At 47.6% G+C, this 15,826-nt stretch carries 13 protein-coding genes, 1 tRNA gene and 3 rRNA genes; 10 read left to right on the forward strand and 7 right to left on the reverse strand.

The window, feature by feature from the left end; translation table 11 throughout:
- The first annotated feature begins 155 nt into the window (after positions 1 to 155).
- The 10 genes from HQQ92_RS01560 to HQQ92_RS01605 all read left to right on the forward strand — a co-directional run bounded on the left by HQQ92_RS01560 (position 156) and on the right by HQQ92_RS01605 (position 11,073).
- Complete coding sequence (locus HQQ92_RS01560) at positions 156 to 2,135, forward strand: heme lyase CcmF/NrfE family subunit (protein ID WP_173242625.1); 1,980 nt, start codon at positions 156 to 158, stop codon at positions 2,133 to 2,135.
- 11 nt (positions 2,136 to 2,146) lie between these two features.
- Positions 2,147 to 2,701 (forward strand): DsbE family thiol:disulfide interchange protein, encoded by a 555-nt coding sequence (locus HQQ92_RS01565; protein ID WP_105251044.1) that lies wholly within the window; start codon positions 2,147 to 2,149, stop codon positions 2,699 to 2,701.
- Positions 2,698 to 3,177 (forward strand): heme lyase NrfEFG subunit NrfF, encoded by a 480-nt coding sequence (gene nrfF / locus HQQ92_RS01570; protein WP_173242627.1) that lies wholly within the window; start codon positions 2,698 to 2,700, stop codon positions 3,175 to 3,177. Before HQQ92_RS01565 ends, nrfF begins: the two co-directional genes overlap by 4 nt.
- A complete protein-coding gene (locus tag HQQ92_RS01575; protein WP_173242631.1) occupies positions 3,174 to 3,761 on the forward strand; it encodes a TlpA disulfide reductase family protein in 588 nt (195 codons plus the stop codon). The genes nrfF and HQQ92_RS01575 overlap by 4 nt, the downstream gene beginning before the upstream one ends.
- A gap of 567 nt (positions 3,762 to 4,328) precedes the next feature.
- A 16S ribosomal RNA gene (locus HQQ92_RS01580) occupies positions 4,329 to 5,873 on the forward strand.
- A 362-nt stretch (positions 5,874 to 6,235) separates the two neighbouring features.
- A 23S ribosomal RNA gene (locus tag HQQ92_RS01585) occupies positions 6,236 to 9,142 on the forward strand.
- Positions 9,143 to 9,331: 189 nt separating this feature from the next.
- A 5S ribosomal RNA gene (gene rrf, locus HQQ92_RS01590) occupies positions 9,332 to 9,447 on the forward strand.
- The 16S, 23S and 5S rRNA genes sit together here with 1 tRNA gene alongside, the layout of an rRNA operon.
- Positions 9,448 to 9,483: 36 nt before the next feature.
- Positions 9,484 to 9,560, forward strand: a tRNA-Asp gene (locus tag HQQ92_RS01595).
- Between the two features lie 379 nt (positions 9,561 to 9,939).
- Positions 9,940 to 10,452, forward strand: coding sequence for a DUF1993 family protein (locus tag HQQ92_RS01600; RefSeq protein ID WP_063885021.1), 513 nt, complete (start codon positions 9,940 to 9,942; stop codon positions 10,450 to 10,452).
- A gap of 411 nt (positions 10,453 to 10,863) precedes the next feature.
- Entirely contained in the window at positions 10,864 to 11,073 is a 210-nt protein-coding gene (locus HQQ92_RS01605; RefSeq protein ID WP_105251048.1) for a hypothetical protein, read from the forward strand.
- A 97-nt stretch (positions 11,074 to 11,170) separates the two neighbouring features.
- Here HQQ92_RS01605 and HQQ92_RS01610 read toward each other — a convergent pair whose 3' ends face one another.
- From HQQ92_RS01610 to HQQ92_RS01640, 7 genes are all read right to left on the reverse strand, one after another.
- Positions 11,171 to 11,647 (reverse strand): GNAT family N-acetyltransferase, encoded by a 477-nt coding sequence (locus HQQ92_RS01610; RefSeq protein WP_173242633.1) that lies wholly within the window; start codon positions 11,645 to 11,647, stop codon positions 11,171 to 11,173.
- Positions 11,648 to 11,779: 132 nt separating this feature from the next.
- A complete protein-coding gene (locus tag HQQ92_RS01615) occupies positions 11,780 to 13,096 on the reverse strand; it encodes a sensor histidine kinase (protein ID WP_173242635.1) in 1,317 nt (438 codons plus the stop codon).
- Between the two features lie 5 nt (positions 13,097 to 13,101).
- A complete protein-coding gene (locus HQQ92_RS01620; RefSeq protein ID WP_173242637.1) occupies positions 13,102 to 13,761 on the reverse strand; it encodes a response regulator transcription factor in 660 nt (219 codons plus the stop codon).
- Complete coding sequence (locus tag HQQ92_RS01625) at positions 13,761 to 14,027, reverse strand: PepSY domain-containing protein (protein WP_173242639.1); 267 nt, start codon at positions 14,025 to 14,027, stop codon at positions 13,761 to 13,763. The genes HQQ92_RS01620 and HQQ92_RS01625 overlap by 1 nt, the downstream gene beginning before the upstream one ends.
- Positions 14,020 to 14,583, reverse strand: coding sequence for a diacylglycerol kinase (locus HQQ92_RS01630; RefSeq protein WP_173242641.1), 564 nt, complete (start codon positions 14,581 to 14,583; stop codon positions 14,020 to 14,022). The genes HQQ92_RS01625 and HQQ92_RS01630 overlap by 8 nt, the downstream gene beginning before the upstream one ends.
- A 102-nt stretch (positions 14,584 to 14,685) precedes the next feature.
- Entirely contained in the window at positions 14,686 to 15,132 is a 447-nt protein-coding gene (locus tag HQQ92_RS01635; RefSeq protein WP_173242643.1) for a DUF1924 domain-containing protein, read from the reverse strand.
- 53 nt (positions 15,133 to 15,185) lie between these two features.
- Positions 15,186 to 15,773, reverse strand: a complete 588-nt coding sequence (locus tag HQQ92_RS01640; protein ID WP_173242645.1) for a cytochrome b/b6 domain-containing protein — start codon at positions 15,771 to 15,773, stop codon at positions 15,186 to 15,188.
- Positions 15,774 to 15,826 lie beyond the last annotated feature (53 nt).

The following is a 15,826-nucleotide window of genomic DNA, read 5'->3' on the forward strand; positions in this document are numbered from 1 at the left end:
TGAGACAAGTAACCCAGTTTTGTACGAAAGAGGCAGACAGGAACAATAGCAAATACTAAAATGAGCAAAATTTCGTGCATTTGCGTGAATAGCATGTTGTGCGTTGAGATAGAGTCTTTCTAAATCAACATATTATTGAAGACTGAGGAAAACCCATGATCCCAGAACTTGGACACTTTGCGTTGATAATAGGGGTGGCTTTTGCCTTCTTATTAATCAGCGTCCCCCTAATAGGTGTTGCCAGAAAAGACCAATACCTTGTTAGGTACGCTTGGCCATTAACGTACGGAATGTTCTTTTTTATTACCTTATCTGTTGTCGTGCTGGCTTATAGTTTTGCCGTCGATGATTTCTCGGTCGCCTATGTGGCACATCATTCAAATTCTCAGTTACCTATCTTCTTTAAGATCTCGGCCGTATGGGGCGGTCATGAAGGGTCACTGTTATTTTGGGTGTTTGCTTTATCAACTTGGGCGGCTGCGGTTGCTTTGTTTAGCAAAGGTTTAGAAGAAGTATTTACTGCCCGTGTGCTGGCAGTATTGGCTCTTATTGTGATTGGCTTTAGTTTGTTTATGCTACTCACATCTAGCCCATTTGAACGTTTATTCCCGATCCCTGCCGAAGGTCGTGACTTAAATCCAATGCTGCAGGACGTGGGATTAATCTTCCATCCTCCTATGTTGTACTTGGGTTATGTGGGCTTCTCTGTAAGCTTTGCATTTGCGATTGCTGCGCTGATGAGCGGCCGTCTCGATTCTGCATGGGCTCGTTGGACTCGTCCATGGACATTGGCTGCTTGGACCTTCCTTACGGGCGGTATCGCACTAGGATCTTGGTGGGCTTATTATGAATTAGGCTGGGGCGGTTGGTGGTTCTGGGATCCCGTTGAGAACGCCTCTTTTATGCCTTGGTTAGTGGGTACTGCGCTTGTTCACTCTTTGATTGTGACTGAGAAACGCGGCGCCTTCCGTAACTGGACTGTATTACTGTCTATTTTCGCTTTCTCTTTAAGTTTGCTTGGTACCTTTATTGTTCGCTCAGGTGTATTAACCTCAGTGCATTCATTCGCAGCCGATCCAAGCCGCGGTATGTTCATCCTGTTGTTACTTGGTTTAGCTGTTGGCGGTTCATTAACACTGTTTGCTTTACGTGCCAGTGAAATGAGTAGTCCTGCCCGTTTCGAGCTCAAGTCTAAAGAAACAATGCTCTTAGTATGTAACGTGCTACTGACGGTTGCCGCAGGTACGGTACTATTGGGTACATTATATCCATTGCTCATCGACGCGCTTGGCATGGGTAAAATCTCTGTTGGACCCCCATACTTTAATGCGGTGTTCGTGCCTATCGTATTAGTGCTATTTGGCTTTATGGGTATTGGTCCAATTATTCGCTGGAAAAAATCGAAAGCGGGCGAGCTTAAGCGTCAGCTATTGATCCCAGCAATGATTGCTGCTGCTATCGGTATTGTGACGCCATTTATCGTCGATGGTGTATTCAATATTTGGGTTACCTTTGGTATTGCTGCCGCGGCTTGGATTATTCTGGCTACCGCAAGAGCGGCCTATAACATGGTCAAGTCGAAAGAAGGTGATATCAGCATTAGCCGCATGGGCCGTAGTCAGCTTGGTATGATCTTCGCGCATCTCGGTATTGCTGTTTCTGTGATTGGTGCCACTATGGTGTCAAATTACTCGATTGAGAAAAGTGTTCGTATGGGACCTGGTGTAAGCCAAGAACTCGCCGGTTATACTTTTAAGTATCTCGAGACCAAAAACGTAGTAGGTCCTAACTACACTGCACAGCAGGGACAGATAGAGATCTACAAGGGCGATGAGCTACTGACATTACTAAAACCCGATCGTCGTCAATATAATGTGCGAACTATGGATATGACAGAAGCCGGTATTGACTGGGGTCTATTCCGTGACTTGTACGTGACTATGGGTGACCCTATTACCAGCACTGAATTTGCGGTTCGTTTAAACTATAAGCCGTTCGTGCGTTGGTTATGGTTTGGGGCAATTTTCATGATGATAGGTGGATTCTTCGCTGCATCGGATAAACGTTACCGTGCGAAAGTCACTGCAGCCGTCGCGCCTTTGTCCGAAAAGGCAAAATTGGCAACGGCTCAATAATTGGGGAATGTATGAAGAAGTTGGTTCTGTTTATCCCATTGGTCATATTTCTCGCCATGGGGGTGTTTCTATATAAAGGGTTATTTCTGAATCCGCAGCAATTGGATTCAGCACTGGAAGGGAAGCCTATTCCGGCTTTCCAACTGGAACGCCTAGAAACACCGGCTGAGATAATAACGAATGAGCAATTAAAAGGTAAGGTATCATTACTTAACGTATGGGCGACGTGGTGTCCATCTTGTAAATATGAGCATCCTTTCTTAGTGATGCTAAAACGTAAAAATCTTTTGCCAATTTACGGGATCAACTATCGTGATGAGCGTGTTCCTGCGTTAGAAGAGTTAAAACGTCAGGGCGATCCCTACAACGTTAATATTTATGATAAAGATGGCCGTTTAGGATTAGATCTTGGCGTTTATGGTGCACCAGAGAGTTTTATTGTTGATCACAACGGTATTATCCGTTTCCGTTATGCAGGTCCAATAGACCAACGCGTATGGAGTGAAACCCTTTACCCTATGATCCAACAATTACAAGCTGAAGCAGCGAAGGATGGCGCAGCATGAGAACACTGATAAAAATCATAGGTAGTCTAGTGCTGATGTTCAGCATGACGACCGCTGTCATGGCAACACCAGTTGATACTTACGAATTCAAGTCACCTGAAAATCAAAAGCGCGGTTTGTCTTTGGCCCATGAACTACGTTGTCCACAGTGTCAAAACCAAAATTTGATCGACTCCAATTCACCCGTTGCTCGAGATCTGCGTCTTGAGGTATTCAAGATGGTTGACGAAGGAAAAGGGGATGATGAGATCATCGAGTTTATGACTAGTCGTTACGGTGAGTTTGTTCTCTATAAACCTAAGATGGAAACCAAGACCTACATTCTCTGGTTAGGTCCTATTGGTTTATTACTTCTGGGTCTAGTGATTGGATTCATCTTCATTCGTAAGCAACGTATTGGCGGTAATGTGCCGAACGAAATTAGCGCAGAAGATCAGCGCGAGTTAGATACCTTGCTAAAGCGCAATACAAAATGAAGCATAAAGTCATAACGGCATTCATGTTGTCATCCATTCTTTCGGTATTTGTTGCTGGGGTCGCGCATTCGTACCCTGGTATGCAGCAAACGGCTAAACCGATGGAATCAACGGTTGATTTGATCAATGTACTGCCAAAGACTTTTCCTATTGAGCCTGTTGCCTTTAATGATGTCGATGGTAAAGCTATCGACTTCAGCCAATTTAAAGGCAAGATCATTATGGTTAACATGTGGGCGACTTGGTGTCCGCCATGTGTCAGAGAGTTGCCTGCAATCGAAAGGTTAGCAACTAAGTTCAAGACTGAAGATTTTGTCGTGCTGCCTATCTCTATTGATGCAGAAGGTAAGCAGCAGGTTCAGCCGTTCTTAAGTTCATTAGGTATGGCGAATTTCAACTCTTACTACGATCAACCACAAAGTCTTGGGAACGTTTTTCCGCTCGACACGATTCCTGCGACCTTTATTCTTGATCAACAGGGTCAATTAATTGCCTTTGTTCGATCCTATGTTGATTGGGATGACGTAAAAGCCGTCTCGCTAATCCAAGGTTTTATCGATAAAGGCAGCAAAAAGCCCAATTAATGGGCACTTTGCATGTAAAACAATCGCCGCTGTTTAAAAGATCGCCATGCGATCTTTTTTCATTTAAAAAGCCCTTGCACAAAAAGTTTCACTGCCTATAATGCGCATCCACTGACACGGCAGACAGCGTTAAGCAGCCTGGTGTGACAGTTCATTGATGAGTTTACTGATTGATGAGTGTTGAGAAAGTTTGTAAAAACTCCTTGACGCGAAACGGGAAATGCGTAGAATACGCAGCCCTAGCCAACTGGAAGCGTTCAACGCTCAGTGTGGTACTCAAGTTCTCTTACGAATATTGAGTTGCTCTTTAACAAGATAAAACAAGAAATCTGTGTGGACACTCACAGGTGTTGAGTTAATCGAAACTGCTTAGCCTTAGGGTTGGCAGTCAAAAATTTAAATCAATGTTTTCAAGTCATTCTCCTTACGGGAAGGGTGATTGAGTGTTCATAGCAATATGTACATACAGTAATGTATGAATTGAAACGCGATGCTTCTTAGTGAGCAAAGCGAATCAAAACAGTAGAATTCATTGAGCCGTTTGACGTAAGTCAAACAACAAAACTTTAATTGAAGAGTTTGATCATGGCTCAGATTGAACGCTGGCGGCAGGCCTAACACATGCAAGTCGAGCGGCAGCACAAGGGAGTTTACTTCTGAGGTGGCGAGCGGCGGACGGGTGAGTAATGCCTAGGGATCTGCCCAGTCGAGGGGGATAACAGTTGGAAACGACTGCTAATACCGCATACGCCCTACGGGGGAAAGGAGGGGACCTTCGGGCCTTCCGCGATTGGATGAACCTAGGTGGGATTAGCTAGTTGGTGAGGTAATGGCTCACCAAGGCGACGATCCCTAGCTGTTCTGAGAGGATGATCAGCCACACTGGGACTGAGACACGGCCCAGACTCCTACGGGAGGCAGCAGTGGGGAATATTGCACAATGGGGGAAACCCTGATGCAGCCATGCCGCGTGTGTGAAGAAGGCCTTCGGGTTGTAAAGCACTTTCAGTAGGGAGGAAAGGATGTAGTTTAATACGCTATATCTGTGACGTTACCTACAGAAGAAGGACCGGCTAACTCCGTGCCAGCAGCCGCGGTAATACGGAGGGTCCGAGCGTTAATCGGAATTACTGGGCGTAAAGCGTGCGCAGGCGGTTTGTTAAGCGAGATGTGAAAGCCACAGGGCTCAACCTAGGAATAGCATTTCGAACTGGCGAACTAGAGTCTTGTAGAGGGGGGGGTAGAATTCCGAGTGTAGCGGTGAAATGCGTAGAGATCTGGAGGAATACCGGTGGCGAAGGCGGCCCCCTGGACAAAGACTGACGCTCATGCACGAAAGCGTGGGGAGCAAACAGGATTAGATACCCTGGTAGTCCACGCCGTAAACGATGTCTACTCGGAGTTTGGTGTCTTGAACACTGGGCTCTCAAGCTAACGCATTAAGTAGACCGCCTGGGGAGTACGGCCGCAAGGTTAAAACTCAAATGAATTGACGGGGGCCCGCACAAGCGGTGGAGCATGTGGTTTAATTCGATGCAACGCGAAGAACCTTACCTACTCTTGACATCCACGGAATTCGCTAGAGATAGCTTAGTGCCTTCGGGAACCGTGAGACAGGTGCTGCATGGCTGTCGTCAGCTCGTGTTGTGAAATGTTGGGTTAAGTCCCGCAACGAGCGCAACCCCTATCCTTATTTGCCAGCACGTAATGGTGGGAACTCTAGGGAGACTGCCGGTGATAAACCGGAGGAAGGTGGGGACGACGTCAAGTCATCATGGCCCTTACGAGTAGGGCTACACACGTGCTACAATGGCGAGTACAGAGGGTTGCAAAGCCGCGAGGTGGAGCTAATCTCACAAAGCTCGTCGTAGTCCGGATTGGAGTCTGCAACTCGACTCCATGAAGTCGGAATCGCTAGTAATCGTGGATCAGAATGCCACGGTGAATACGTTCCGGGCCTTGTACACACCGCCCGTCACACCATGGGAGTGGGCTGCAAAAGAAGTGGGTAGCTTAACCTTCGGGGGGGCGCTCACCACTTTGTGGTTCATGACTGGGGTGAAGTCGTAACAAGGTAGCCCTAGGGGAACCTGGGGCTGGATCACCTCCTTACCTATACGACTAACTTAATGTTTGTTGAGTGTTCACACAGATTGCTTGTTTAGCTTCTCTTAGGAGAAGTCAGAGCTAAATGCGCCGCGAGCCGGTACGCATTGTTCTTTAACAATTTGGAAAGCTGATAGTATTTAATTGCATGAGTCTGTCATGTGATTAATTACAAAACGTTTAATGCGAAAGCATTGAACATGAGTTCTCAAACACTTTATTAAGTGTCTTGAATATTCAAAAGTAAATTATTCTTTATTGAATAGTTTACGTCTAAGGCGCGTCCACTTCTTTGGTCAGAAGTGAGACAAGTAAAACCAAGCTGGTCGCAATGCGACTCAGGTGAGTGAAACTCATTTGGGTTGTATGGTTAAGCGACTAAGCGTATACGGTGGATGCCTTGGCAGTCAGAGGCGATGAAGGACGTAGTAACTTGCGAAAAGCGTTGGCGAGCTAGTAACAAGCATTTGAGCTAACGATGTCCGAATGGGGGGAACCCAGCAGCATAAGCTGTTATCGCAACATGAATACATAGTGTTGCGAGGCGAACGAGGGGAACTGAAACATCTAAGTACCCTTAGGAAAAGAAATCAACCGAGATTCCCCTAGTAGCGGCGAGCGAACGGGGATTAGCCCTTAAGTCAGTGGGGTGTTAGTGGAATGCGTTGGAAAGCGCAGCGGCACAGGGTGATAGCCCCGTACATGAAAAACTAACCATTGATGAAAACGAGTAAGGCGGGACACGTGACATCCTGTTTGAATATGGGGGGACCATCCTCCAAGGCTAAATACTCCTGACTGACCGATAGTGAACCAGTACCGTGAGGGAAAGGCGAAAAGAACCCCTGTGAGGGGAGTGAAATAGAACCTGAAACCGTATACGTACAAGCAGTGGGAGCGGTTCTTGAGACCGTGACTGCGTACCTTTTGTATAATGGGTCAGCGACTTACATTTTGTAGCGAGGTTAAGCGAATAGCGGAGCCGTAGGGAAACCGAGTGTTAACTGCGCGTTTAGTTGCAAGGTGTAGACCCGAAACCCGGTGATCTAGCCATGGGCAGGTTGAAGGTTGAGTAACATCAACTGGAGGACCGAACCGACTAATGTTGAAAAATTAGCGGATGACTTGTGGCTGGGGGGTGAAAGGCCAATCAAACCGGGGAGATATCTGGTTCTCCTCGAAAGCTATTTAGGTAGCGCCTCGAGCGAATACCATTGGGGGGTAGAGCACTGTTAAGGCTAGGGGGTCATCCCGACTTACCAACCCTTTGCAAACTCCGAATACCAATGAGTACTACTCGGGAGACAGACGGCGGGTGCTAACGTCCGTCGTCAAAAGGGAAACAACCCAGACCGTCAGCTAAGGTCCCAAAGTACTAGCTAAGTGGGAAACGATGTGGGAAGGCTTAGACAGCTAGGATGTTGGCTTAGAAGCAGCCATCATTTAAAGAAAGCGTAATAGCTCACTAGTCGAGTCGGCCTGCGCGGAAGATGTAACGGGGCTAAGCTAGTCACCGAAGCTACGGGTGCACAGTTTACTGTGCGCGGTAGAGGAGCGTTCTGTAAGCCGTTGAAGGTGAAGGGGTAACCCACGCTGGAGGTATCAGAAGTGCGAATGCTGACATGAGTAACGATAAAGGGGGTGAAAAACCCCTCGCCGAAAGACCAAGGGTTCCTGTCCAACGTTAATCGGGGCAGGGTGAGTCGACCCCTAAGGTGAGGCCGAAAGGCGTAATCGATGGGAAACAGATTAATATTTCTGTACTTCCGCTAACTGCGATGGAGAGACGGAGAAGGCTAGGCTAGCGCGGCGTTGGTAGTCCGCGTTTAAGGTGGTAGGTGGTGTTCTTAGGCAAATCCGGGGACACGTACTTTAATGTACACACTGAGAGCTGATGACGAGGTCCTAAGGGACTGAAGTAGTTGATGCCATGCTTCCAGGAAAATCTTCTAAGCTTCAGGTTAGTGGGAATCGTACCCCAAACCGACACAGGTGGTCGGGTAGAGAATACCAAGGCGCTTGAGAGAACTCGGCTGAAGGAACTAGGCAAAATGGTACCGTAACTTCGGGAGAAGGTACGCTCCTGTTGGTGATGAGACTTGCTCTCTAAGCTGACGGGAGTCGCAGATACCAGGTGGCTGCAACTGTTTATCAAAAACACAGCACTGTGCAAACTCGCAAGAGGAAGTATACGGTGTGACGCCTGCCCGGTGCCGGAAGGTTAATTGATTGGGTTATCGCAAGAGAAGCTCATGATCGAAGCCCCGTAAACGGCGGCCGTAACTATAACGGTCCTAAGGTAGCGAAATTCCTTGTCGGGTAAGTTCCGACCTGCACGAATGGCGTAATGATGGCCACGCTGTCTCCAGCCGAGACTCAGTGAAGTTGAAATTGCGGTGAAGATGCCGTATACCCGCGGCTAGACGGAAAGACCCCGTGAACCTTTACTATAGCTTGGCACTGAACATTGAACCTACATGTGTAGGATAGGTGGGAGACTTTGAAGTTGTGACGCTAGTCATGATGGAGTCGTCCTTGAAATACCACCCTTGTAGTTTTGATGTTCTAACCTAGGTCCCTTATCGGGATTAGGGACAGTGCCTGGTGGGTAGTTTGACTGGGGCGGTCTCCTCCCAAAGAGTAACGGAGGAGCACGAAGGTTGGCTAAGTACGGTCGGACATCGTACGGTTAGTGCAATGGCATAAGCCAGCTTAACTGCGAGACATACACGTCGAGCAGGTACGAAAGTAGGTCATAGTGATCCGGTGGTTCTGAATGGAAGGGCCATCGCTCAACGGATAAAAGGTACTCCGGGGATAACAGGCTGATACCGCCCAAGAGTTCATATCGACGGCGGTGTTTGGCACCTCGATGTCGGCTCATCACATCCTGGGGCTGAAGTCGGTCCCAAGGGTATGGCTGTTCGCCATTTAAAGTGGTACGCGAGCTGGGTTCAGAACGTCGTGAGACAGTTCGGTCCCTATCTGCCGTGGGCGTTGGATGATTGAAGGGAGCTGCTCCTAGTACGAGAGGACCGGAGTGGACGAACCGCTGGTGTTCGGGTTGTCATGCCAATGGCATTGCCCCGGTAGCTACGTTCGGAATCGATAACCGCTGAAAGCATCTAAGCGGGAAGCGAGCCCTAAGATGAGTCATCCCTAGGAATTTAATTCCTCTAAAGAGCCGTTCGAGACTAGGACGTTGATAGGCATGGTGTGTAAGCGTTGTGAGGCGTTGAGCTAACATGTACTAATGACTCGAGAGGCTTAACCATACAACCCAGATGGGTTTTACTGAAAATGTTCCAGACATTTTCTAGCACTTCCTCCTTCCATGGAGGTCGTACGAAAGCCTTAGACAGAATACAGATACTTGATAAAGTTTGAACTCAAACAAAGCAAATCAGCTTTCCGAATTATTATTAACGTGGTCCAGAGATGGACACGGTAATAAACAGAATTTGCTTGGTGACAATAGCCTTGTGGAACCACCTGATCCCATCCCGAACTCAGAAGTGAAACGCAAACGCGCCGATGGTAGTGTGGGGTCTCCCCATGTGAGAGTAGGTCATCGCCAAGCGCCTAATTTAGGTTAACGTGTAGACGTTAAGCTAAAGGAGCGGTAGTTCAGTTGGTTAGAATACCGGCCTGTCACGCCGGGGGTCGCGGGTTCGAGTCCCGTCCGCTCCGCCAACATTAAGAGATAAGCCTCATCGAAAGATGAGGCTTTTTTCGTTATGGTGTCGCGGATAATTCGTGTCAGTGACGCACATGCTTTGGGCTCGAAGTATGTGGTTATCGTCATAGCTGGCCATCCCAATTCCTACGAGTGTACGTTATTGTTATTCGGATCAGTCCGAGATAATTTTAATCTCTTGGCTTGTAGCTGACGCTCTATGCCTACTGGTAACGTCTATCTTTTTCTCGTCCTAATTGACTTAATATCGTTTATATTGAAGTATTTATTATTAAGCAGATACTTAAATTCCAAGAATGATTGAAATTGAGTAATTTGCCCCAAGATCGTCTTAAGTGCTGCAGTTTTGTAGCGTCCATCAATGAGGTCTATGCCATGCTTTATGATTTAACGGTTGTACAATTTAGCAAGATGCTGAAAAATTTAAGCGTTATTCTTGAAAAAGGCGAATGCTTCGCAAACCTCAAGAAAGTTGATATGGCGGTGCTATTAAACTCACGTTTAGCGCCGGATCAATTCAATCTTATTCGCCAAGTTCAAATTGCCTGCGATACTGCCAAAATTGGCGTAGCACGTTTGACTGATAACTTAGATACAGTACCAAAGCATGATGATAGCGAGACGACGCTGGCTGAGTTGCAAGCGCGTATTAGCTCGGTTTTGGATTATTTAGCGACGTTTAAAGCGGATGATTTTGCTAATGCGGCCACGATCCATGTCTCACAACCACGATGGGAAGGAAAATATCTTACAGGTTATGAGTTTGCCATTGAGCACGCTATTCCGAACATTTACTTCCATGTAACAACAGCCTACGCGATTTTGCGCCACAACGGTGTTGAAATTGGCAAGAAAGATTACCTCGGCGCTATGCCATATAAGTCGTAAATCTAGGCTAGATGTAGTACTGTTGCGTAGCCTAATTGTTGCGCAGCAGCGCTTTGCCGCTCGAGCTTACCAACCTTTCTGCATTACTACCTGTTCTTTCTCTACCTATGTTATGCCGCTTTGTCGCTGGAAATTTAGGACTCGTTAGGGTTCTGTTACGCGGATGAAGTCAATCAATACTCAGTTTTTCATTTCGACCTTACGTCTCGATTATTTTTATCCTGTTAGCATGTGATTTAATTTTGTTGGCTTAGGTAAATGATATGGGCCGTAAGTTTATGAGTCGCCAAATTATCTATTACTTAAATAGTGAATGGCGAATTGACTCATTATAAAGATGACCTGTTTGTTCGTTTTGAGCAGGGATTTACTGGAAGAGCCTATTTAAGGTTCTAATTAAAGGAGTTAGCTATGTCTATCGAATCTCAAGCCGTCGAGAGTCCAACTGATGCAACGACAACTGATTTACCGATGAAGAGCAAGAAAGCAAAAAAAGCCGCCATTACTAGTGGTTTGCGCCTCAAAGACAAGTTAACCCAAGACACTCGCCGCCGAATTGAAATTCTGCACGAGCAACGCCAATTATCCAATCGTTTCGGCGTGGATATAGAAATTGACTAAAGCCTTTGGCTTGTCGCTAAGTATTAGATATCACATCTAGATATTTAGCCAGCATGTACAGCTTCACGACGCCCGTCGTGAGGCTTGCTCTCTTAACTTAGCAACTTTGCTGACTTAATTCATACTCCATAATCGTGACCATCTCGCCTTTATAATCTTCATGTGAAATCATTGACCAACCCAGCGCTCGATAAAAATCGGCTTTATCTGCAGTAAATAAATAGATTTTCTGTAAACGAATCGCTCTAGCATGCTCAATGACGGCATTGACGAGCAACTTACCTAATCCTTTATTTCGATGGTTTGCATTCACATACACATTGGCGAGCCAAGGACTTAAGTCGGTTCGGCTGTCCATATCGGCGGCGATTAATGACGATGATCCCATTACTTGATTTGCCTGTTCGCAGATAAACATCTTAGGAATAGCTGCGTCAGTTAAATAATCGTGCATTTCCTCAATCAGCGTGGTGACTGATGTATCCGCAGAACTCAAATGTGCCCATGCTTGATGATGCCACTCCGCCAATTGTGGAATGTGTTGCGGGGCAGATTTTAGGTCGATAACTTTCATATAAATCTCTGGACTTGTGTTATGCAAAGGGCTTAATGGTGCGACATAGTGGCACGAATAATTAAGTCCGTTCGCTGGTCTGAATGATTTGGCGGCAGGATTAATTAAGCACGGTTTGGCTGAGTATACCGCTTAACTCGGGAGCGGCAGAAATATGCTGGCTTTAAGTCCGCCTTGTTTCGCATGGCTAAAACCGAGTTCGCCTTGATAACTGTCGACGATATCTTTGCAGATAGATAATCCTAAACCATGGCCCTGGATGCTTTCATCTAGCCGAATGCCGCGCTCAATGATAACGGACAGCGCGGCATCGGAGACGCCTTCGCCATCATCGCTGACTATGATCCCATAACCTGCGGTGGGAGCCGTTTGATGCACTATACGGATCTCAATGTTCTTGCGGCTATGCTTGCAGGCATTATCCAGCAAGTTGCCTAAGAGTTCGAGTAAGTCATCCCGATCAAACGGCATCACTAAGCCGCTCGCGTAATGGCTATGAATAATGCGGTCTGGGTAAATACGCTGCATTACTTTGATTAGCGGCGCAAGATCGTCATCGAGCACGGTATAACGCCCTGGAGTGGACAGGCCGACAATCTTAGTGCGCTTAAGCTCTCTCTCGATGATGTGGTGCAGGTTTGCGAGCACCTTGCTGCCCTCACTCCGCTGTTCTGGTGGAAGGCTTTCTAGGTAGGACTGCAGCCCTTGTAACGGACGTTTCATTTCGTGGGCTAAGTTACCCAAGGCATTACGGGAGCGTTGTACTCGCTGGCCCAATTGATTGACTAAACGATCTATCTCTTCGATCAGTGGGACTATCTCGCTTGGCACTTGGTCAGGATTGATTTCTTGCCCTTGGGTGCGCATTTGCCGTATAGCTTCTGGCATCTGCTCTAAGGGTTTAAAGCCGCGTTTCAGTAGCTGATACTGCGCCATTAATAGAATAACAATCGTGAGCAACACGGCTGCGCTGGCAAAGGCTAAAAATTGCACTTGGGTTTGTTCGAGCTCGCTGATGTCTTCTGTCACCCACAAAGTAACTAATTGGTCATCTTTGATAACGGCCAGACTGAACATCAGCCAATGTTCTTTGCCGATAAACTCAGTGGCTTGGCGTTGTTCACCAGCGGTCAGCTTAAGCATGTTTACGTTATGGTCGAATAGGGAGCGTGAGCGCAGAGTTTGCTCGCCGATTTGAATCGCAAAATAATGCCCAGAATTAACCCTGTGGTACACATTGGGTAAACGGTCGGTGGTGAGCGCCCATGTGCCATCGGGATTATGATTCAGGGCGGAGATCAGGCTGTCGGCATCGTGTTGTAGACGCGAAGCGACAAAGTCTTGGGTTAATACTTGGATACCTTGGTACAGAAAATACAGTAACAACACCATGGCAAAGGTGAGCGTGATCAGCAGATTGCGCGTCAGATAACCCTTGAGTGAATACACGCCTTTTACTCCTTGAGTCGATAACCTTGGCCGCGGCGGGTTTCGATATAATCCTTGCCTAAGCGCTGGCGCAGGCGGTTGACGTACACTTCGATGACATTGCTGTCTTTGATTTGATCTTCTTCGTAAATGCGTTCACTGAGCTCTGACTTAGAGACGATCTTGCTGGGATTGACCATTAAGTAATGCAGCAGACGATATTCAAGCTTAGTCAGTTCTATCACTTCACCATCAACATTGGTGACGGCTTGTTTGTCGACATCGAGGGAGACGCCTGCATGCTGCAACATATTGTCGGCACGGCCAAAGTGGCGGCGGATCAACACTTCGAGCCTTGCGAGTAGTTCTTCAATGTGAAAAGGCTTGCCGAGGTAATCATCGGCACCCGCCTTGAGGCCATCGACTCGCTCGTGCCAAGCATCGCGGGCGGTGAGGATCAGCACTGGCATGGCTAAGCCTTTTTGTCGCCATTGGCCGAGGACTTGTAGACCGGGTTTGCCGGGTAAACCGAGATCGAGGATCACGGCTTCGAAGTTTTCTTCTTCGCCTAAAAAGGCGCCATCAATACCGTTATCGGCGTGCTCGACGGTATAACCCGCCTTGTTAAGGGCGGGAATGAGGCGCGCGACCAGATCGGTATCATCTTCAATCAATAGCAAGCGCATCAGTCGACCTTTTCCTTTAGCCACTCGCCGGTTTTGGCGTCAATCTTGATTTCATACACTATGCCATCGTCACGAAGGATTTCGAGCTCGTAGATGATCCTTCCATGTTTTTGCTCGACTTCGAGATCGAGCAACCGTCCCTTTAGCCGTGATTCATAGCGTTGCATTATGGTGTCGAAGGGCAAAACTTTGCCCTCCTTAACCCACTCGACCACCTTGCTGGAAAGATCATCGTCGTGGGCATCAGTGCTTGGACTGCTAATCATCCCAGCGGCCAAAACCAGGAATATTAACGGTATCTTCATCGAATATGCCCTTCTCTGCGAGGTTGTGACAATTGCTGCATTGACTGAATGAGCCGACTTTGGGGTTATCTTGCACCATACGTCTGGGGATCTCATCGTGTTTGCCAATAAAAAATGCCTGTTCTGTGATCTTCTGCGGCCCAGAACCTACGAGCAGCGGCGTGCTGTTTTTCATCACCTTACCATTTTGCGCTGCATGTTGAACCAGATATTCCTCAATTCTAGCAGTGACTTGAGTATCTAGGCTGGCGTTGTCACCAAAGTGATTATCAAGATTTGCGGTAATGGCGCGCCACTTGTTGGCGGGGAGTAAATTGGCTGGATAAGCCATGTGGCAGCTACCACATTCTGCCGTGTATTCCGCATTCTGTGGAACGGCGCGGCTGAGCTCGCGGCCATCGTCCGCATAGCCTGTGCCAGTTAAGGTTAGGCTGACACCGATAACGCCAATGGCCAATGCCGCGGCTGTGAGTGATGAACCTAAGATCCAGCTAATAGGGTGTGCTTGTTGAGTCATGACATCTTCCTTTTTGTGTCGTTACCTTCTGTGGAAGGTATTGAAATTAATCGATCTAATTAAATGAGTTATTGAATGAGTAATATGGTCGACATTTGGCGGTTATTGCAGGCTTAACCAAAGTAAGGCATCGCCTTTTTCCTGCGGCGTGCAGTCGCGTTTAAAGGTCCAGTTACAGTTACGGCTAAACCATTTCTCAATTTTGGCTGAGTCGGTTAACCGATCTGCGGTAATCGATGGCGCCATAGGGTCAATGGGTTTACGGGTATTGTGGTGCATGCCCATGTCGGTGACTTTGGCGGTATGGCAACTGGCGCAGCTTCGGCCGTCCATGTCCTGTAGCCAAAGCTTTTGTCCTGCGGCGGCGGTAAAGGGCCCTGCGCCTTGGGCTTGATAGCTTTGCAGTTGCGTGCCAATGCGCTCGGCGCTAAGTGGCAGGCTTTGCACTTTACTGTTGACGGCGCTAACGCTGAGGCTAGTCAGCAGCAAGGTTGAAATTGCGACAATGGCAAGGCGACTTTTATTCGTGTGTCTGGTTAATCTGTTCATAGGGCATTCCTTTTGGGCTGGATATCTTATTGCTAAGCAAAATGGCTAAGGGATTAATCTTCTTGTCCCACAGGGCGTTGTTTCTTGCCCGTGACCATGGCTCTGACTAAGTTTTCTTTGTGCAACAGGCTGCTGACGATGACGCCGCCAACGTGGATGACCACAAGGAACACTGTGAAGTTGGCAAAGAATTCATGGACTTCTTTTATGGCGCCTTCGGGCCAAGTGGCGAAAAAGCTCGTAGCTAATGGGCCGTGTCCGTCGGTGGCGTACAGCGCCATGCCTGAGAATCCCGCGATGGCTATGCTGGCAATCAAGGCCACTATCATCATTGCCCCAGCGGGGTTATGGCCTATGTAGTCTTTGGCTTTGCCCGTGACGAGTCCTTTGAGGTACACCAGCACTTCTTTAGGGCGAGTGATAAAGTTGCTAAAGCGCGCATTGTGGGTACCCATCACGCCCCAGAGCAGGCGAAACACCAGTAAAATTAAGATGCTATAACCTGCGTAACTGTGGATGGTCATCCACTCGTCTTCGCCTTCAGTGAGGTAGGCTAAGGCAAAAAAGCCGACGAGTGACCAATGGAATATGCGGATCAACAGGTCCCAGACTTTGATGGTTTGCAGTGTGTTTGATGACATGATGTGACGCTCCTAAGTGGGTTTAGGTGTAGGCTACTTAACCCAAACTTAAA

The organism is Shewanella sp. DC2-4 (assembly GCF_013248875.1).
In the GTDB taxonomy this organism is placed as follows: domain Bacteria; phylum Pseudomonadota; class Gammaproteobacteria; order Enterobacterales; family Shewanellaceae; genus Shewanella; species Shewanella oncorhynchi.